General features: G+C 40.3%; 15 protein-coding genes. All 15 read left to right on the forward strand.

Annotated elements, in window-relative coordinates:
- Positions 1–38 precede the first annotated feature (38 nt).
- The gene (locus tag AC58DT_RS00540; RefSeq protein WP_497214797.1) at positions 39–476 is read left to right on the forward strand and encodes a phage tail protein; all 438 of its coding nucleotides are present in this window, start codon (positions 39–41) and stop codon (positions 474–476) included.
- Positions 476–916, forward strand: a complete 441-nt coding sequence (locus tag AC58DT_RS00545; protein ID WP_497214799.1) for a phage tail protein — start codon at positions 476–478, stop codon at positions 914–916. The genes AC58DT_RS00540 and AC58DT_RS00545 overlap by 1 nt, the downstream gene beginning before the upstream one ends.
- 1 nt (position 917) lies before the next feature.
- Positions 918–1079 carry a DUF5908 family protein gene (locus tag AC58DT_RS00550; protein WP_497214800.1) on the forward strand — a complete coding sequence of 54 codons (162 nt, stop codon included), beginning with the start codon at positions 918–920 and terminating at the stop codon, positions 1077–1079.
- The gene (locus AC58DT_RS00555) at positions 1079–1765 is read left to right on the forward strand and encodes a CIS tube protein (RefSeq protein WP_497214801.1); all 687 of its coding nucleotides are present in this window, start codon (positions 1079–1081) and stop codon (positions 1763–1765) included. Before AC58DT_RS00550 ends, AC58DT_RS00555 begins: the two co-directional genes overlap by 1 nt.
- Positions 1766–1767: 2 nt before the next feature.
- Positions 1768–3513, forward strand: a complete 1746-nt coding sequence (gene vgrG / locus AC58DT_RS00560; RefSeq protein WP_497214802.1) for a type VI secretion system tip protein VgrG — start codon at positions 1768–1770, stop codon at positions 3511–3513.
- A gap of 127 nt (positions 3514–3640) precedes the next feature.
- Positions 3641–3934, forward strand: coding sequence for a PAAR domain-containing protein (locus AC58DT_RS00565; protein ID WP_497214803.1), 294 nt, complete (start codon positions 3641–3643; stop codon positions 3932–3934).
- 87 nt (positions 3935–4021) lie between these two features.
- Entirely contained in the window at positions 4022–4432 is a 411-nt protein-coding gene (locus AC58DT_RS00570) for a GPW/gp25 family protein (RefSeq protein ID WP_497214804.1), read from the forward strand.
- Positions 4433–4437: 5 nt separating this feature from the next.
- Complete coding sequence (locus AC58DT_RS00575; RefSeq protein ID WP_497214805.1) at positions 4438–7578, forward strand: baseplate J/gp47 family protein; 3141 nt, start codon at positions 4438–4440, stop codon at positions 7576–7578.
- Positions 7566–10226, forward strand: a complete 2661-nt coding sequence (locus tag AC58DT_RS00580; RefSeq protein WP_497214806.1) for a baseplate wedge protein — start codon at positions 7566–7568, stop codon at positions 10224–10226. The genes AC58DT_RS00575 and AC58DT_RS00580 overlap by 13 nt, the downstream gene beginning before the upstream one ends.
- 12 nt (positions 10227–10238) lie before the next feature.
- A complete protein-coding gene (locus AC58DT_RS00585; protein WP_497214807.1) occupies positions 10239–12863 on the forward strand; it encodes a hypothetical protein in 2625 nt (874 codons plus the stop codon).
- 249 nt (positions 12864–13112) lie between these two features.
- Complete coding sequence (locus AC58DT_RS00590) at positions 13113–14462, forward strand: contractile injection system tape measure protein (RefSeq protein WP_497214808.1); 1350 nt, start codon at positions 13113–13115, stop codon at positions 14460–14462.
- A 4-nt stretch (positions 14463–14466) separates the two neighbouring features.
- Entirely contained in the window at positions 14467–17217 is a 2751-nt protein-coding gene (locus AC58DT_RS00595) for an eCIS core domain-containing protein (protein WP_497214809.1), read from the forward strand.
- Positions 17218–17235: 18 nt separating this feature from the next.
- On the forward strand, positions 17236–18153 hold the full coding sequence (locus tag AC58DT_RS00600; protein ID WP_497214810.1) for a hypothetical protein: 918 nt from the start codon (positions 17236–17238) through the stop codon (positions 18151–18153).
- 11 nt (positions 18154–18164) lie between these two features.
- The gene (locus tag AC58DT_RS00605; RefSeq protein WP_497214811.1) at positions 18165–18980 is read left to right on the forward strand and encodes a peptidoglycan-binding protein; all 816 of its coding nucleotides are present in this window, start codon (positions 18165–18167) and stop codon (positions 18978–18980) included.
- A gap of 68 nt (positions 18981–19048) precedes the next feature.
- Positions 19049–21622: a hypothetical protein gene (locus AC58DT_RS00610; protein WP_497214812.1), complete on the forward strand. Its 2574-nt coding sequence runs from the start codon at positions 19049–19051 to the stop codon at positions 21620–21622.
- Positions 21623–21631 lie beyond the last annotated feature (9 nt).

The following is a 21631-nucleotide window of genomic DNA, read 5'->3' on the forward strand; positions in this document are numbered from 1 at the left end:
ACTTAACATTTAACCATTAACATTTAACACATAGCAAAATGGCAAATACATATCCATTAGTAAAGTTTCATTTCTCAGTAGACTGGGGAGGAACAAACATAGGTTTTACCGAAGTCAGCGGACTGGACGTTGAAACCGAAATGATCGAGTACCGCCACGGTGCCAGCCCGGAATACAGCAAAATAAAAATGCCGGGGATGCAAAAATACAGCAATATCACATTGAAGCGTGGTTCGTTTGCTAACGATAACGAATTCTATCAATGGTGGAATACCGTAAGCCTTAATAAAATTGAGCGTCGCGACATTACCATTTCATTGTTGAACGAGGAACACGCACCCGTAATAGTATGGAAAGTTAAAAATGCCTTTCCCATTAAGGTGCAGTCAACCGATCTGAAAGGCGACGGCAACGAAACTGCTATTGAAACTTTGGAAATTGCCCACGAAGGTTTAACCATTCAAAACGGTGATTAATGAATAATCCGTACCCTCCCGTAAGCTTCCATTTTAAGGTGGAATTTAACGGAATTTCCTCACAGGATAAAGACGTTCAGTTCCAATCTGTTTCAGGGCTTTCCGTAGATATTGAAACCGAAGAATTTGCCGAAGGAGGCGAAAACAGGTTCAAACATAAGTTTCCGGTACGATCCAAATTTCCAAACCTTGTTTTAAAACGTGGTATGGTAACCGACTCACAGCTCATAAAATGGTGTCGCGACGCTATTGAAAGTTTTGACTTCGCGCCTGTGGATCTAACCGTGAAACTGCTGAACGAAAACCACGAACCCTTGGTAACCTGGAATGTAGTTCATGCCTACCCTATAAAATGGGATGTTGCGGAACTAAATGCCGAACAAAGCAAAGTAACGATTGAAACCATAGAGTTAGCGTACAACTATTTTACACTCGTATAAAATGCCCATAGAAATTAAAGAACTTCACATAAAAATAAATGTGAACGGTACTGAGCAAACCAATGCCTCTCCTGATAAACAATCGGGAGGCAAAATGGATACTATTGTAAAAACTTGTGTTGAAGAAATAATGCGAATTGAAGAACGCAAAAATGAACGGTAATGAAAGGAGAACTCAAAAAACTGAAAATCATAGCCTACCGCGATAATAAATTTACCCAAATCGTGGGCGATGGTGTATTTTCATCTTTGTTGAATCCCGAAAAATATGCTTTCAAATACAAAATAGAATACACCGAGGCCCAAGGTCAGGGTACCAGTGCAACACAACCCAAGTTTGTACGCTCGGTACCTGAAGGTTTAAACCTTGAGTTTCTCTTTGATAGAACCGGAATCATAAAAGGAAATAGTGATGACTTAGGTATCGGCATTGTTGCGGACATTGAAAGATTTAAAAGAATTGTGTTTGATTACAATGGCGATGAACACAAACCAAACTATTTAATGATAGGTTGGGGTACACTTCTTTTCAAAGGGATCCTAGCCGAAATGTCCATTGAATACAAACTTTTTTCACCGGAGGGTGTGCCATTGAGGGCCGTTGTAACAGCAAGCTTCAAAGGGGTGGTAGAAGATAGTTTGAGAGTAGCGCGCGAAAACAACAACTCGCCAGATTTAACACATGTACGCATTGTGAAAGATGGCGATACACTTCCGCTTATGACTTTCAAAATATATGGCGATTCAAAATATTACCTGCAGGTAGCTGCGGCCAATAATCTTACAAATTTCAGAAGGTTACAACCCGGACAACAAATCATTTTTCCGCCAATTGAAAAAGTATCTTAAATATGAACAACAGCAGAACCATAGAAACCGTGCGTAGCGCAGATTTGGTCACCTTCAAAATATTGATTGAAGGCACAGAACTTTCTGCTGTTCATCAAGTAAAAAATATTTCGGTTGAAAAGGAAATTAACCGTATTCCCTTTGCTCAGGTCGTCTTTTTAGATGGCGAAGCTGCATCACAAAATTTTAATTTAAGCAATGAAGATTTATTGGTTCCCGGAAAAAATATTGAAATAAAGGCAGGTTATCACAACGATGTAGAAACCATATTTAAAGGAATTATCATAAAACATAGTATTAAAATTAGGGAGAATAATTCTGTTTTGATTGTGGAATGTAGAGACGAAGCTGTGAAAATGACCATCGGTACAAAAAGTAATTTTTATTACGAAAGTAAAGACAGCGATATTATTGAGGAAATAATTGGGAAGTATGGCTTGCAAAGCGATATAGAAACTACATCTTTCACAAATAAAGAAATGGTGCAATACCGTACTTCTGACTGGGATTTTATGATGACCCGTGCCCAACTCAATGGTCAAATATGCACAGTCGATGATGGAAAAATAATAATTTCAAAACCTGATTTATCCCAAGACGAAGTGGAAACGGTCGCTTTTGGCGCTACCCTACTCGACTTTGATGCCGAGATGGACGCAAGGAATCAGTTCAATTCCATCACTGCATACGGTTGGAATCCTTCGGAACAGGAAATTGTGGAAGCAGAAGCTACTGATCCAGGAATTTCTTTAAACGGAAATATTTCAACTTCAGATTTGGCAGAAGTCATCGATCACGAAAATTTAGAATTGAAACACGGCGGCAATTACAATTCAACCCAATTACAAAATTGGAGCGATGCAAAAAGTCTTTTTCAGCAACTTTCAAAAACCCGCGGACGTGTAAAATTTCAAGGAATTCCAACAGTAAAACCCGGAACCATGCTGAAGTTGGAAGGCGTTGGCAATCGTTTCAACGGAAAAATATTTATCAGTGCCGTACGTCATGAAATTGTAAACGGTAATTGGACCGTTGACGCCGAATTCGGGATGAACCCAAAATGGTTCAGCGAAACCTACGATATTTCAGAATTGCCTGCTGCTGGTATTCTTCCAGCAGTTAGTGGTTTGCAAGTTGGGGTTGTTTCACAATTGGAATCGGATCCTGACGGCGAGGACAGAATTTTAGTAAAAATACCAATAATTGACAAAGACGAACAAGGCATTTGGACACGTATAGCAACCTTGGATGCGGGAAATAACCGAGGATCATTTTTTCTTCCTGAAATTGGAGACGAAGTAATTGTAGGTTTCGTAAACGATGATCCAAACCACGCCGTAATTCTCGGAATGCTTCACAGCAGCGCAAAACCTGCTCCATTGACAGCTTCCGACGACAATCACGAAAAAGGATTTGTAACCCGAAGCGAACTGAAATTGATTTTCAACGATGAGAAAAAATCAATCATTATTGAAACTCCGGGAGGTAAAAAAGTAACCATCGATGAAGATGCGGGTGTTATAAAAATTGAGGATGACAATAGAAATATAATAACAATGGGTAACGGCGGAATTGCAATGGAAAGTGGAAAGGATTTCAGCATAAAAGCAACCGGCGATTGCAACATTGAAGCGATGAACGTAAATGTAAAAGCCAATGCCCAATTCAAAGCCCAAGGCAACGCTGGCGCGGAAGTTTCAACAAGCGCCATCGCAGTTTTGAAAGGATCTTTGGTTCAAATAAATTAGCCCCCTAATCCCCCAAAGGGGACTTTTTGAAACTTCCTGCAAGATTCAAATCTTGTAGTTTTTATAAAAAAAATAAATGAATTTAAAACAAACAATTAACTAATAACTATTAACCATAAACCAACTTATGCCTCCAGCAGCCAGAATAAACGATATGCACATCTGCCCGATGACAAACCCAAACGGAAGTCCACATGTTGGTGGACCAATCCTTCCAGCGGGAGAACCAACCGTTTTAATTAGCGGAATGCCCGCGGCAAGAGTTGGAGATATGGCGACATGCGCAGGACCGCCGGATTCAATCATTATGGGTTCGTCATCTGTATTGATTGGCGGAATGCCAGCGGCCCGTTTGGGAGACAGCACAGCACACGGTGGAAGCATTGTTTTGGGAGAATTTACGGTCTTGATTGGTGGGTAACGCACTTCGACTGCGCTCAGTGTAATAAGTGTTGGATGACGGATGTCGAATGACGAAAATAAATAATAGAAATAGAAAATAATTAATATGAATACATCAGAAATATTTTTAGGTGAAGGATGGAGTTTTCCACCCCATTTTGACAAAAAAACCGGTGAATTGATAATAACCGCAGGCGTAGCCGATATCAATAAAAGCCTTGAGATTCTTTTGTCTACACGTTTGGGCGAGCGAATTATGCTTCCAGATTATGGTTGCAATTTGGAAGAACTTTTGTTCCAACCACTTGATGTTACCCTGAAAACGTATATAAAAGAATTGATTGAAACAGCAATCCTCTATTACGAACCTAGGATCACCGCACAAAAAATATCGCTGGACACAACTAACGAACTAAACGGCGAAATTTTGATAAACATCGAATACATTGTCCGTATTACAAATTCATGGGCAAATATGGTATTTCCATTCTATAAAACCGAAGGAACTGAAGTATAAAAATAATGGCAAAAAACTGTGAAAATAAATTCCTGATAAACCATAAGGGCACCGAACAAACCCAAAGGTCAATCAGCGCCATGCTTCCAGAAAATTTGAAGTTGAACGATTTTTCAACGGAAGACTGGATGAAATTTGCTTACAATTTTGCTTCGGAAGTGAACTATTTTTCAGTTGAAAACGCTACAGTGCCATCGGGAAATTGGGAATCATTTCTTATCGAAAAGGATAAAATAAAAAGTTTTCTTTCTGAAGCTGAAAATTCCAATAACCTCTCCCCGCACCTCACCCTTTTTGTGTGTTTTCTGAAATTGCTTGAAATTTCCAATTCACATTTTAATACGCTTACCAAAAGACATCTCGATTTCTATTACAACGAAATTCTTCAAATTGATAAAAAAGCTCCGGTCGCAGATAGTGTTCATCTTATTTTTGAATTGGCCAAGAATTTTTCTACATCTAAAGTAGATGAACACACGCTACTGGAAGCTGGAAAGGATACTTTCGGAAAACGCATTCAATACACAACCGACAAAGAAGTAGTTGTAAACAAGGTACAGGTTGCTGCTTTAAAAAGTGTTTACCATCATAGAAAAGCCAATAATTTAAATCCGGATGAATTCAACGGACTATTTGCTGCACCTGTGGTAAATTCCGCAGACGGCAATGGCGAACCGTTTAAAAACGATACTAGTAATTGGCTACCGTTTGGCTATCCTTTCCACTTTAGGCCCGAATTGCCTCTACAGACTCCGAACCTTGGATTTTCAATAGCAGCACCAACGCTAAATTTAGCAGAAGGCAAACGCATAGTTCAGGTAATATTCAATCTTGAAAAATCAATTCCTGTTTTCAACATTCCACAGCTAATTGATTGTTTTGACATTTTTGCAACGGGTGAAAAAGGCTGGTTGGGACCTTTTAAAATTTCGGCTTCTGTCAATGGATTTGCTTCTTCCGTAGGAAATAAAACAATTCAGCTTTGTTTAAAAATTGATAAAACCGAAGAAGCGATTATCCCATACAACAAAGAAATTCACAAAGAAAATTTTGAAACCCAACAACCCGTATTTCGCTTTTTGCTTAAAACAAAACTACCCGAATTCAATATCGGTTATCAACTTTACACAGAATTGCTTCAGAAGAAAGTAAAAAATGCAACCGTAAAAGTTTCGGTTTCGGAAGCTGAAAATCTCCAGCTGAAAAATGATTTTGGAATACTTGCGGCAGACAAACCCTATTTTCCTTTCGGAACGCAGCCTATGGAACGCTCGGCATTTTACATTGATTATCCCGAAATGTTTAGTAAAAGATGGGAGACCGTTTCGCTTCACGCTTCTTGGCTAAACACGCCGGCCGATTTTAAACAACATTACATAGCTTACAGAAGGGACGATACCAATTTCAATCTTTCGCCAAATCTGTATTTTCAAACACTTTATTTCAATTTTAATACGGTAACCAAAAAATATGCAAAACCTGCTGGGCTTACTTTCAATCCAACCTCAAGCCCGAGCAATCTTTACGTAACCGGAAACGATTATTTTAAGGCGAAAGTTTCCGTTGAAAACAATGAAAATTTGGTAACCGTAAACGGTGCCTTTCCGCTTTTTACCAAAAATGGGGAACTTTTCGAAAGCAATCTTTCCATCAATAATGCAAATTACACAACTGGGAAAAACGGGCCGATAAAACTATCGTTGAACCAATCGTTTTTGCACGCACTGTTCCCAAAGGTTTATGCGCTCGCGCTTTCCACGGAAGAAGATACCGTGCTTCCCAACGAACCGTACACCCCAATTATTGAAAAAATTGAACTAAGCTATACCGCGAGCCAAGAAGTGGAATTTGGTGTTTCACAAACCGCAAATCTTGAAAAGATACAATTGTTTCACGAGCATCCTTTTGGGCAGGCGGAGACTTCCGAAACATTAATCCCAACGTACTGTGCTGGCGGTGAACTTTACATCGGCCTTGAAAATACCGAAGCATTGCAGCAAGTGCAACTTTTGTTTCAATTATTGGAAGGAACCGAAAATCCATTGGCGGAAGCTTTTTCTTCTTCTGAAAAAATTTCGTGGGCGGTGCTTTCAAACAATTTATGGATGGAACTTACCGGCGATTATCTGTTGGGAAATACAACGGATAATTTCCTAAAAACAGGAATTGTAACCATCACAATTCCGCGTGAAGCTACCGAAAACAATACGTTGTTGCCTTCGGGAATGGTTTGGCTGCGCGCAAAAAGTCCCAAAAGCTTCGATGCGGTTTGTAGGTTTATAAACGTCCACGCACAGGTTATTACGGCAACTTTCGTAAACAATGGCAATGAACTTTCGCACCTTAAAAACGGTCTGCCTGCCGAAACCATCAGCAAACTTACCGAGCGCGATTCCGCAATAAAAAGTGTTTTGCAACCCTACAATTCCTTCGGCGGAAAACCCGAGGAAAGCGATGAAAGTTATTATCGCCGCGTGAGCGAACGGATTCGCCATCGCGACCGCGCCATTTCACTGTGGGATTACGAGCATTTAATTCTTGAAAAATTCCCGGAAGTGTATAAAGTGAAATGCTTAAACCACACAAAAGGCAACGATTTTCACGCGCCCGGAAATGTTACGGTAGTTGTGATTCCTGATATTAAAAATAATAATGCCTTCGATATATTTCAGCCGCGATTGAGTACCGCAAAGCGAAACGAGATTCAAAATTACATCAACGAACTGAATACGTTTTTCGTCTCAGCGGAAATTATAAACCCCGATTACCAAGAAGTTGAGGTTACGCTCGGTGTGAAATTCAATGCAGGTTTTGACGAAAATTTCTATACAAAACAAATTGAGGAAGAAATCAAAAAATACCTTTCGCCCTGGGCATATTCGGAAACTTCCGTGTTGAATTTTGGTGTTGCCTTTCACAAAAACAAACTCATTTCCTATTTGGAAAACCAGCCATACGTTGACTTTTTGGACGATGTGAGTGTGAAGCACAGAACCTCTGAAACTTCAGCATATATTGAAAAAACGAACGTAATTCCATCGAGTCCGAAAGCAGTTTTGGTCTCGGCAAAAAAGCATTTTATAACCGCCGTGCAATCAAAATGCAGTGAACAAACCCCTAAAAAACCAACCGTATGTCTTCCGTAAAAACATACAGCACCATCGAGAAGGACACTTCCACTCAGGACGACCTTGACTTCGAATTCCTTAGAAAAAAGGGAATCGAATACATTGAGGCTTTGGGTAGCGGTCTGTGGACGGACTACAACGCCCACGACCCGGGAATCACGACTTTGGAGGTTTTGTGCTACGCGATTACCGATTTGGGCGCGCGGCTTTCCCTTCCGTTGGAGAATATTTTGGCAGAGGAAAACAACCCGAGTTTTTTGAATGAGCAATTTCTGACCGCTGAAAACGCACTGCCCATAAAACCAGTAACCGCGCTGGATTACCGAAAATTGTTTATCGACATTGAGGGCGTGAAAAATGCCTGGCTGAAAAAGCACGAAAAGAAAATATATGCCAACTGCAAGGAAAACAAACTTTCCTACAAACCTTTCGAAATAAAGGAAAAGTATAAAAAGGAATTTGTTTTAAACGGATTGTACGATGTTTTGGTGGAATTGGACGAACTGGATTCTGAAATTTTCAATACCGAAGCGAAGCGAAACAAAGAAATAAAAAGGCTGAAAGAAGAGGTTAGAACGATTTATCACGCACACCGAAATCTTTGCGAAGATGTAATTGAAATTGAGGAAGTTGAAAACCATCCCGTTGCCGTTTGCGCCATTTTGGAACTGAAACCCGAAGCCGATGAGGACAAAGTGCATGCCGAGATTTTATACACCATTGACGAATATCTGTCGCCTTCCCTCCGCTTCTACTCTTTAAAGGAAATGCTTGAAAAAGGCTATGCGCCCGATGAAATCTTTAACGGTCCATTATTAAATAACGGATTTATTGATACTGCTGAATTGCGCAAAACAGAACTTCGAAAAGAGGTGCGATTGACCGATTTGATTGATTTGATTCAAAAAATTGAAGGCGTTGATGTTATCCGTGACATCACTATTAATAATTGCGATGGCAAGCCCGAAACCAAAAAAATCTGGAATCTCTGCATTCCCGCAGGAAAAAAGCCGAAACGCTGCGATAAAAGTTCGTTCAGCTATTACAAAGGATTTCTTCCGTTGAACATTAACAAAAAAGCGGTAGCCGATTATTTGGAAACGATTTATGATGAAATCGAAGCCAATATTCTCGACACAGCTTCGCAGAAAAAATCGTTGGAACTGCCGGTTGGACGGTTTTCCGATGTTGGCAATTACAGTACGATACAAAACGATTTTCCTGAAGTTTACGGTGTTGGGGAATTGGGCGTAAAAAGCACGGCAACCATTGCAGACCGCGCAAAAGTGAAACAACTGAAAGGATATCTGCTCTTTTTTGACCAGATTTTCGCAAGCTATTTTGCGCATCTAAAAAACGTAAAGGATATTTTTTCAATCAACGGAGAGCTTGACAAAAGTTATTTCACGCAGATGGTTGACAATGTAAAAGACCTTTCGGAATTGGTCTCTGCCAATTATTCATCCGATTCAACCATTACGGATATTTTGTTCTCCGACCTTGACAATAAAGTTGCCCGCAGAAATCAAATTCTCGATCATTTGCTTTCCCGTTTTGCGGAAGGTTTCAGCGAGTACGCTTTTTTGATGAAACAACTCTACGGCAGCAATACCGACGCTGCGGTTATCAAAACCAAGGAAGGTTTTCTTCAGCAATATGGGATGATTGGCTGTGAACGTCCGCTGAGTTTCAATTATTTTGAACAGGAAGCCGAAAATTTGTGGGATACCGGGAATGTTTCGGCATTTCAAAAACGCATCGCGCTTTTGAGTGGCAACCCAAATTATTTCCGAAGAAATTTCTCTGACGACCCGTTGGAAATTTACGAGGAAATCGACACCGACGGCATCATTGAATACCGTTTCCGTTTCCGAAGCAAAAACAAGGAAATCCTTTCTTCCTCCAGCAAGCATTACCACAATTTGGCTTCGCTTTACAAGGAAATTTTAAATGTAAAAAATTACGGCCGCTTTGCTGAAAACTATGAGATAAAAGTGAATACCGCCGGAAAGTTTTACTTCAACCTTACCAATCCGAACATTCCCGATACAACCGATGAAGGCCACGTGATTGCCCGAAGGATTTCGAGTTTTTCAACTCAATCGGCCGCCGAAAATGCAATTGCCAAAACCGTTGAATTTGTAAACACGCTCGATTTCAACGAAGGAATGTATGTTATTGAACACATTCTACTTCGTCCCGATGTTACAAAAGACATTGCTCCCGAGAATACCTTTTTACCAATCTGTACAGACAATTGCGAGGGTTGCGAAGGCATTGACCCCTACTCTTTCCGGGTTTCCATTGTTTTGCCGGGATGGACGGAACGCTACAGCAATGTGGATTTCCGAAGGTTTTTGGAAGAACTGATTCAAAAGGAATTGCCTTCGCATATTATGGCTAAAATCTGTTGGATTGGTTACCCAAAAAGTTACGATACCAAAGGCGAGGAAAATGAAATGGTGGAATTGGAAGAAGCTTACAAAGCTTGGCTATTGGCAAAAACCGATATGGGCCAAAAACAACCGACCACAAAACTGAAAAGGCTCATCAAAATAATGAGTACGCTGCATACCATTTACACGCAGGGAACGCTTCACGATTGTGATGATGACGAAGAACAACAAGATATTATCCTGGGCAGGACCAACCTGGGCAAACTTTAAAATACCAAAGTTATGGGCACTAAATTAATGGAAATTACTCCACAGTACCGCTCCTTCGTGGACGACCAAGTACTGACCTCCGGGCAGTTGAACGAATTTATAGAATATTTTGAGGACCAAGACCGCTTAACGCGCGTATGCCTTGTGGGCATTGGCGTGGCCTGTGGTTTTAAGGTTTCCGTGAATAATCAAAACTCACTTGTAACCATCACGCAGGGTTGCGGCGTTACGACCGATGGTGATTTGCTGAAACTTCAAAAAAGTATTAAAAACTCTTCTGATACCTCTATTGTCTTGGAAAGCATCAAGTATTCGCATTTTCGCGATTTTGAAGATGATAAGGCTAAGTACAAACACTTCAGAAACGGCAATGCAACTATCGATTTGTGGGAATTGATTCCACAGGAAAAGGTTGATTTGGAAGCGGGACATCTTCCAATTAATTCACAATTGCTCAATGAAAAAGTTGTCGTACTGTATTTGGAAAGTTTTCCGAAAGAAGCAGATATCTGTACCACCACAAATTGCGACAATCAAGGGCAGCTAAATATCCAAAATCTTCGGGTGTTATTGATTGACCGGGAAGATGTTGAAAATATCGTAAATGCAAAGGATGCCATTTTTACGAAGCACAACGTTTACGAGGCATTTACAAACCTTCCGCTAACGGCTGTTCCGAAGGTAATTTTAAACGATAGTAATGCAACTTCATATACAAAATTGACCGCTGCTTTTAAAGCTGCAATTACAACTTCAAAAAACGGTTTGCACTCCGCGTTTCAGCAATTGTTCCAAGGTTTTTCCGACGTTTTGGATATAAAGGACGGAACGTCGAACACGATGTTGAACCAGATAAATAATTTGGATGATTTCAATACCAATGAAAAGGTTCAATACCGCTATGATTTGGTACGCGATTTAAGCGATACCTATAATGAACTGGCAGAGATTCTTTTAAAACTGAAAACCGAATGTTGCCCAAATATTGAGGCATTTCCGAAGCATTTGTTGCTGGGCGCACTTGCTTCCGAAGAAATTTATCCCGAATTGCGCCACGATTTTTACCATTCACCCACAAACAATGAATACGCCAAATATCTAAAAACGGCGAAAAGTTTGGTTCAGCGATTGGTTTTGGTTTTGGACAATTTCAATCTTTCCGATGAAAGACAGATTGCCATTACGCCTTCAAAAACCTGCGGAAAATTGGGCGAAAAAGCCATTCCCGTTTATTACGAAGTTGATGCTGAAATGCTCACCGCTTGGGATTTCAACAAAACCGAAAATTACAAACAGCGGTTCAACGTAAGCTTTCACAAAGAAAATCTCGCGCCGAACAGTTGGGTGCAAAATCCATTACAATTTGAGTTGGATTGCAACGATTTTTACAGGATTGAAGGACATTTTGGTCATCCCGCGCAGGACAGCCGCAATGCAATAAATAATTTGAAGAATGACTACGCTTTGGATTTTGACTGTTTGCTTTTTGATATTCAAAAAGATGCGCAGGCTTTTACTTCTTTTTTAAGGGAAAACCCTTCAATTGCCCATAAAGCGGGAGTTCCCAAAGGCGGAACCTTCGTGTTGGTTTCCGAAAGGGAAAATGTGGTGGCCGATTTTTGTATTTCGAATAAAGTCAGCACTGCTTCGGACGGTTGCTGCTCTTTGATGGAATGTACCTATCCGTGGATCAGCTCGCTAAAATATATGAACAACCTTTCACGAAGTTTGAAAGGAACGCAGAGCCGCAATAAACCGATGCCGCAAAATTATGTGCTGCAGGTTATTGAATACAGGATTAACGGCGAACCGCTAATTAATAGAACGACTACAATTACAATTCCTTTAAAGGAAATATTCTTGAGAAGGATACACGCAGTGACCGAAGCGTTAAATAAAAAATTTGACAAAGGTGTGGTTTTCGACTTTAATGAAAGTCAGAAAAGGCTGGTCATTACGCGTGCGAAAGAAGACACTTTCACCATTCGCCTTCGGGAGATTTCACAGACAAACAACAATGCCATTTATACATACAGCAACAACGGAATGTTCCGAAACAATCGAATTTTTAGGCCCGATGCGATGCGTTGCCGTGATTTGAGAAATTACCGCGAGGCCTTCTATCAAAAACTGCACGCACTGATTGCACCAGTAAATAAAGATGATGATTACGGAACCTACGATGAAAAGTGGGCAAAATGGAGTAAACTCACAGAGCGATTGGTTACCAATCCTATAATAATTGAAGCAGGATTGACCCGAATGGTTACCTCTTCAGCACAGCTGCCACAAGAGATTAGAACCATAATCGGCAACTTAAAACGCGATTTAAACCAGGCGACTGGAACTGGCGTCAATCTACAGTTCCGATTGGACGGCGATTGGGTAAACGGCACTTGGGTAAACAAATTTATGCTCGACCACCACAGACGAAACAAGAAAAACACCCACGATGATATTGTGCTGTTCGTGAACCTGCGGAAATATCTTCACAATGAAACAGGAGTTACAAATCTGTCCATTTACATCACAAATTTTGAATACTCAAGCGTTTTGGACGCCGCAATGGCAAAATACAAAACCGTGGCCGATTTCTATTTTGGAACGCCAACGGGCGAAAATGCGATAAGTATATGAGAAGTTTGGCTGAAAATAGCGCAAAAAAAGAAGGGTATCAGTCGGTAAAATTGTACAATCCGAATGATACCCTTATGGGTCTAAACACTAAAGAACTAGCACTACAAGTAAGACAAAAGACCGACGAAAGTAAACCTAGCGAACGAACTAAAGTACAAACTATAAAAGAACTTGAACTAAAATATACACAACCCAGTAATTCATCTCTGAATCGAACCATAAATATAAGTCTAAAAAACTAAACCACAAATGGTTGCGCGAAAAAATATCATAAAAAAAGTGCAAATTGGGGTAAATACCCCTTCGCTTGCCCATGGTATGCAGCTAAAAGATGGATTGGGCGATTTTTTTAAGGAAGAAATCCTTCCGGAAATGGACAGCTATTTCAATTCACTTCAAAAAAACACTTCAAAAATTATTCGAATTGAAAATATTTCCTTGGTAATCTCGATTAAAGAAAAGGATTCTTTGAAAGACCTCAAAATATTAATTATCAAAGAATTAAAAAGAACGATTAATAAAGAAAATATTTTAAGCCCGGAGTGGAATGATTTTAAAACCACGTCGCCTGCACAAAACGAGGCCGAAGCATTTCTTCATTTTCTAAAAACAGGAACACTGCCGTGGTGGTTTGAGCAAAAGCCAAATATATGGAAAGGTTTTTTTGAGGAAACAATTTCCAAAAGTGAAACATTAAAAGCACTGAAAAACCTTCTTTCAAAAGCAACGATTCGGAAGCGATTGATTTATCAATTTGATAATAACCAGTTGTTCAAAATTGTAAATACAATCTTAGAAAAAACCGAAACAGGTCATTTGAAATACAAAGTTTCCCAAAAATTCAGAAACCAATTTTGGGAAGCTGTGGTTTTATATTCAATTCGAAAAAGCGCGAAAGAAGTTGAAAAAATATTCCGAAATATTCCTTCCGAGGAAGTTTCGAAATTGCGACAAATTTCAAAGGAAAGTTTCGGTTCAGATATTTCTTTGAGCACAAAAAATCTTCAAAAGGAAACGGTTGAAACTGAAGTTTCCCTTAAAACCGAAAAGAAGCAAAAAGAGATAGATACTACTACATCTATAGAAGAGACTGAAACAAATAAAGATGGTATTTTGGTACAAAATGCAGGATTGATTTTACTGCATCCCTTCCTAAAAATGTTTTTTGAAAAAATGGATTTTCTTTCGGAAAAGACTATCAAACCTGAAAAAATGGATGAAGCTATCCACGCACTCCACTATTTGGCAACGGGAAATGAACAGGCGTATGAGTACGAACTTGTTTTTGAAAAATTTCTTTGTAATGTTCCTCTTCACCACCCAATTAACCGTCATATTTTGCTGACAAAGGAGCAAAAAATGGCCTGTGAGATATTGCTGGAGGCCGTGCTTGGCCATTGGACGGCGCTGAAAAGCAATTCCACCGCAATTCTTCAAAACGAATTTTTGCAACGGGAAGGCAAACTCACGGTTTCAGCAGAAAAACAACAGCTTTATATTCAACGCAAAACCCAGGATATTCTATTGGACAAACTGCCGTGGAATGTGCATTTGATCAAAATTCCGTGGAAGGAAAAAATCCTGTTTGTAGATTGGTAAAATTATGAGAGCTTTTTCAATAAATAGCGCCCAAAACGGAAAACCAAATTCCTTGCAGCCCACAAAAGGCAATACGCCTTTTTTTGCGGCACAGGCCAAGCTATCTGTGGGAAAAGCCGACGATGCTTATGAAAAAGAAGCCGATTCCGTAGCCGATAAAGTGGTGCAGCGAATGGAAAATGGTGCCTTCCGTGCTTCGAAAACTTTTTTTCCACCAGCAACAATTCAGAAAAAAACCGACGAAGAAAATACGGAAATCCAACAAAAGCCGCTTTCCGATTCCATAACCCCGTTGGTCCAATTAAAGAGCGTTGAAGACGAACAAATCCAAGAAAAATGTGAGGAATGTGAAAAGGAGGCCGCTATTTCAAAAGCCTCTGAAGAAGATGGGATTTCCAAAATCCAAAAAAAATGTGAAGCCTGCGAACAGAAAGAAGAAAACATTCAAAAAAAATCCTCCAAAAGCAGCGCTGCTTCAACTTCAAGTATTGAAAATACTTTAAAAAGTACAAAAGGCAGTGGCACTCCCCTTCCCAAAAATTCAAAAGCACAATTGGAGAAAAGTTTTGGGGCAGATTTCGGCAATGTACGCATTCACAACAATAGTACCTCCGTACAAATGAGCCGCGCTTTGGGAGCGCAGGCTTTTACAAATGGCAACGATATTTATTTCAATTCCGGAAAATTCAATCCTTCCACAAAATCTGGAAAACACTTATTGGCACATGAGCTTACGCACGTACTTCAGCAAAATAAGGGCATTCATAATAATATTCAGCGGGTCTGCGAAAATAGCCCAGTCACAATTCCCTCAACGGGTATGAACGGATGTTCTACTGAGACATCACGCCCAACCCATCAAAATACTGAAATAAATTATGTAGTCGGAAACTGGGCCATAGACGCCCAAAGCAAAGCAGCGCTTTCAGCAATTGCGGCAAAGTGGCACGCCGACGCACGCAATGACACTGTACGCATTGATGGCTTTGCGAGCTGTGATGGAGCGGCTTCAACCAATTGGCGTCTTTCCTGCGATCGCGCAAATGCCGTGGAAAACGAACTGAAAAACCCTAGCGATGGAAGTGCTGGTATTCCTTCAATCGCAACCTTTAACAAATTTGCACACGGTGAAACCGAGGAATTTTCAGCCATAGATTCAACCCAAAACCGAAAAAGCCTAGTAACACTTCAGCCAACCGCTGGTGCGCTCCCGGCCGTAATGCCAACAGCGGGACCAAACGATTTTCAGATTACGAGAATACCTGCTTCTTCGCAGGACAAGATTTTTTTCGCAGCGGGAAGTGCCATTCTTACTCCTGGTGGAATTGCCGCAATTGATGCCTTAAAGTTGACAACACCCACAAATGTAAGGCTGATTGGCTTTGCAAGCATGGAAGAGCCCACCACCCTTGCGCAGGATAGAGCCAATGCGGTTTTGGCAAGATTACAGCAGAATCCAAACGCCATAAGCGTTGTTTCGGCTATTGGAAATGCCGCGGCCACTTCAACACGAAGTGATTTTGCAAGTGCGAGAAGCGTTGAAATCCTAACAGGAACGGCTACTCCCACAACCTTGGATTGCGATGCAATAGTTGTGGGAAGCAATCCTCCACAAAAAGTAAATCCGCCTACCCAGCCCTGTGCAACGATGGATCCCGATACATTGACAGCTTTTAATACCGCATTGCCCATAGCCAATGACGCAATGACTGCAGCCATAAATGCTACAAATGCAACACACGCAGATTTTAACCCAAATTTAGTACAGCAATTTTTCGGAAGAAATGATGCCGCCATTTTAGCAACACTTTCAAGCAATTTGTTAAGATTGCAAGCGCATGTTGCAGGTTTGCCCGCAATTACAAATTGTGGCGGCCAATGTGATACCGGCGGTTGTGAAAATGGGCCAATAGCATATAATAATGGTGTCGATTCTGCTTCAACCATGACTTTATGCGTTCCTACCTTTAAAAGTTTGAACACCAATGATGCCGCTAGAAATCTAATTCACGAAAGCGCCCACGGAACCACACCTTTGGGTGGCGCGGGAGCTCCTACCGAAGGAACAAAAGACGTGGCTTATAGGCACGAACGGATGATGTTCCAACTTTCGCCTGAAGACCGTTTACGAAATTCAGACAGCTATGCACTTTTTGCGCTTTTCGCAAAAGAAGTACAGACTACAGGAAATGCAAATGCGGTGCCGGCCGGAATAAGCACGCCGTACAATGATACTTTTATAGGGATAGATGCTGCGGATGAAGACCCACTGAAACTTGCAATTGCACAATTGGAGAAAAGATTGGCCTGGGCAACAAGCCATTCGGGGCAACTCTTCGGGGAAGCACAATTAGTACGCGATGGCTCCCAAACCTGGGCCGCAACTTGGGCCAATGCATATATGCACGAAGCTGCATTGCGATTTCCCGTAAATGATCCTTCCGTTCCGCCAAACCAACCAACTTTGGACGATATGGTGAAATTAGCCGCTATCGTTGAAAAATATAAATTGATGCGCTTTGCCGTAAAAAGAGACTTAACAGTCTTTGGCCTTGCCGTTGGTGTAGTGTCTTGGATGGGTGGAGCCTCCATTGCAGGCGATACGCTGTTTATAGGTCCAGACTTTTTCCGGGCTGATCCGCGGCAGCAGATATCATTGCTTTTGGAAGCCCTCGCCGCTTCAACACCCGGCGTGGAGGCCGCTTTTATACCGGCCTATGTATCCTTTGCGGAATTTATGCATGACAATGCCTAAATCAGAAAAATAATTAAGATGACAAAGTATAAATCATTTCTGAAAATTGAAAAAACCGTTTCACTGCCCGTTGCTGTTGAAACGAATGCCGTTTTGGTTTCTTGGAAGGAAAGTCTTTTCATCTTAACAAATTCAATTGCAAAGAGAGAAACTTTTGTATTTAAAATGAGTGATTCTTTCACTTTTGAAAAAATTAAAACCCTTCCCATATTATCGACATCTGCTTATATTTTTGAAGGCCAAATAATTGTTTCCGGGAGTGATAATGATGGAAAAGCCATAATTGTAGCTATAAATTTTTCTGGAGAAATTCTTCAAAAAGTACCTTTAGAAATCACTCCCAGTATTTGGCCCATGGTTGGCGGCACGGACAAAATATATGTCGCTTGGCAGGAAAAAGCTGATGAAATAAAGCGAGGCATCTTAAATTTTAATAATTCTGAAATAGAACAAATTCAGCAAATACCAGTTGAAAATCCGCCAGCAAAACTCATCGCCGTCCCGAAAACCCTTTTCGCGATTATTTCAGAAAAAAACAAAACGATCGTAATTGATTTGATTACAAATGAGCAACATTTCTTAAATATTTCACAGTCTATAACAGTTGGGCAAGCAAATGAAGATATTTATTTCGGATGGGCAGAAAACGACAGGGTCTGTTTAAAATTTCAGCATAGTGACGAGAAATATTGTGTTGCTTCAAAAAACGCAAATATCGGAAAACTACAGGCGGTTTCCAGGAACGAGGCTACGCTCTGGCTACAAAAACAGGAAATGGACATTGATGGAAATTACCAATGGAAATCTGCAATTATTCAAAAAGATGTTGAAGATTTTGAAATCGATAATTTCATACACACAGTTGGCGCTTGGAACGGGATGCTCGTCGCCGTGCAGGAATCGAAAATAATTTTCCTCAAAAAACAAACAATTTAATACATGAAATCATGAAAAAAGACAAATACCTAAAAGAGCTCACCATTAGCGAGACCCAAAAAAGACACGGCGACAATACTAAAAAAGATGTGATGAAAATACAGTCTTGGCTTTCACTCTATGCCATTCAAAACCCCGAAAGTGGTACTGTAACCGGAATTGACGGCGATTTTGGCCCAGCAACCGAAAAAGCGGTCAAAAATTTTCAAAAGGCAACAAATAGCAGCCAGACCGGGATTGTTACCCCGCAACTTTTTGAAAAACTCTGCGAAGGCATGAAAGATGCTTTTGAAAGACCATTGCTGTCAACCACGCTAAGAAATGCAATGGTAGAAGCGGCTGAAAATCATTTAAGGAATGCCCCTTTCGAACTCGAAATAAAAGGACAATCCAACAGTGGCCCGTGGGTTCGGGCGTATATGGACGGCCACGACGGTTCGCCTTGGTACTGGTGCATGGGCTTTGCACAAACAATTTTAGACCAGGCCGCCAGCGCACTCGGAAAGGATTTCCGCAGCTTAATGCCGCTTACTTACAGTTGCGATACCGTTGGGACTACAGGTTTGAGCAAAGGGTTGTTGACGCGTTACCAAACGGTTCGCAACAATCCTTCGGTGATGAAACCGGGTGATTTTTTTCTTTTGCAAAAATCTAGATATGATTGGACGCATACAGGTATTATCATTTCCGTGGGCAACGACGTGATTGAGACCATTGAAGGCAACACTAATCAAGCGGGCTCACGAAACGGAATTGCTGTATTAAAAAGAACCCGAAATTTCAGAAAATCGAAACTAGATGTTTTCTCCATCGAGCCATTGGTATAGTTTATTATTATTTCAAAAGAAATTTTTTAGATAATTATCTTTAAATTAGAAGCTTATATCTTTTTTCAATGAAAGAAACTGAAGAAAAAAAATCGTGCATTACAAAGCTGATTGGTGTTGTGCATCATCTTTTCAAATCTTTCAAAAATTTTTTTAAGTCTTCTATTTTAAGCCTTTTGGTCATTTTGATCATTCTTTTGTTGTTAACCCAAATGGATCAGGCCTTCACTATGATGGTCGATTTGATAGAGACCAAATGGGTTTCCCTGTTTTTGGCATTCTTTTTCATTAACGGGCTGGCTGTTGCGCTCTCCCACTACCCCATTTACACCTATTATGCAGCTGATCTCAACAACAGTGGCGATTATACAAACTGGCACGCAAAGCACCCTTTAAACTGGTGGATTTTTAAAAAATTTACGGTCTATACATTTACGACCGATAAGAGCTCCGGTTACAAACCCGATAACTGGGCCAATTATTTCCGTTATTCCACGGGCATTTTGATACACATTGTTTGGATACACTTCATCATCAGCAGTTTTAAGCCAACCTTCATTTTTGAGGATTTCCCTTTTGATAAGGTGAAGATTATTATTTATGTGCTGCTTCTCGTCCCTTTTGTACTTTATATCTATTTGAAGGAAAAAATCACCAGGTACGAAAGTGAAAAAACCACCGAAGAACTTCCTGAAAAGCTAATAAAATTCTACCGAAAATTGGCCCTTTGGTACCTAATCATTGCTATCCTGTGCGTTGTTCTGCTCATAAATACGCTTACTTGGGGCAATTTCAGCCCGGGAGGGTTTATAATGCTGCTGTTGACCAGCTATGCCTTTATGTTCAATTACATTTTTTTCAGATTGTTGCGCTCCAAATTCAGTTTGATTTTAGATACGTTAACCAGCGCCAAATATCTTCCCGTACGGATATTTTTTGAAAAAATCCACTTTTTGGAAAAATCCGAGAACTATCTGTTAATGTTTTATTTGAACTTTTTAGTGGCCGCAATTTTTCTTTTCGTTCTCACAATGGCCAGCATTTTGGGATGGCCACTGATGAATGGCGTTCCCATTTTGCTCGCCTTCTTCTACTTTTACTATTTTGTATCGGCAAGTCTGGGCAAGTACTTTTTTGTTGCCAGAAAAAAGCAATTGCTGAACACCAAAAGTTATCGTGCCTTTTTGGCAATTAGCCTGATATTGATTGTGCTCATAATTATTACGAATTGTACAAATACCGAAGTCACCACCCACGAACTGGATTTAGTTGAAAACACAAAGACCGAAATACCCGAAGCAGTATTTTTGGATAGTCTAAAAGCAAAAAAGGACAACACACTTTTCTTTATAGCTTCACACGGTGGCGGGTTAAAAGCAAACGTTTGGACACTTAATGTGCTGAACAAATTACAAACAAATACAGAAGGAAAACTGTTGAAACAAAGCATCGCCTTTTCGGGCGCTTCGGGCGGTTCGTTAGGTTTGGCGCTCTATACGGGGCTTTTTAAAGAAGATGCTTTGGATACGCTTCGCATTAAAAAAAAGATAGATTCCCTCGCAAAACAAAATTATACCTCGCTGGATTTAACGCTAACGTTCGGGCTGGATACCTATCGAAAGCTGTGGCCGTTTAGCGAGCGAATCGGCTTACGCGACCGTCCTTATTACGCAATGGTGAAATATCAAAACAACATCCAAAACACGCCTTCAAAACATCTTTCCAAAGTCTCCTTTCGCGATTATTGGAAAGAAGCTTTTCTTAAAGACGGCTACTTTCCGTCGCTCATTATGAATACCGCCGGCCAAAAAGGAAACCGTGGCATTCTGTGGTCTGTGAGACAAAGAGATTTCAACGCAATTTTTCCCTATGCAGAAAATCTGGCCGATTTGGCGGGCAATAAAACCATTCCTTTTTACCAAGCGGTTTCCACTACCAACCGTTTCCCTATTTTCAGTCCGGCCGCAAAAATAAAGGGGCACGGCCATTTTATCGATGCGGGGGCGATTGACAATAGTGGACTTTTGGGATGTTTGGATTTGCACCATTATTTACTTCACAATCAGGTTTTGGGCGATAAACAAATTGCTTATGTTGAAATTATAAATAGCAAAAGTTTGTATGTGAATTATTTGGTTGAAAAATTCAAAAAAGAAAACAAAATCCTCCACATCCACAAAAACGAAAACGAGTCGGATAACATAATCGTCGATTTGGAAACGGGGCTCAATCTTGATAAAATCCCCAACTACCTCAGTGATTATTTGACCAATTGGGAAGAAGCCGCCGATGGAAAATTGCGTTATTTCAAAATTTTTATGCCGCACAAAGTTTCCATTGATGATGTGGAAGCGTTTTTTAAGGGCACGATTACAAATTCCGAAACCCGCAAAAAACTTGAAGTTTTTCTGCAAAAGGAAAACAATTTGATACTTTCCTTGACAGAAAAACCAAACAAATCCTTTTTTGACCCTTGGGAGTTTTACGAACCTACCCTTTCGCGGCATTTAAGTATAAGCAGCTTAAATTATATCGATGCCATTTTAAAACATCCTTTGTTGGAAGAGCAATTTTCAGAAATCGAAAAAATAATCAATACAAAAACCAAGGAAAAAAACAAAAATCCAGAAATAGCTTTTTAAATAATATTT

It is taken from the genome of Aequorivita sp. CRS11 (genome assembly GCF_059693805.1).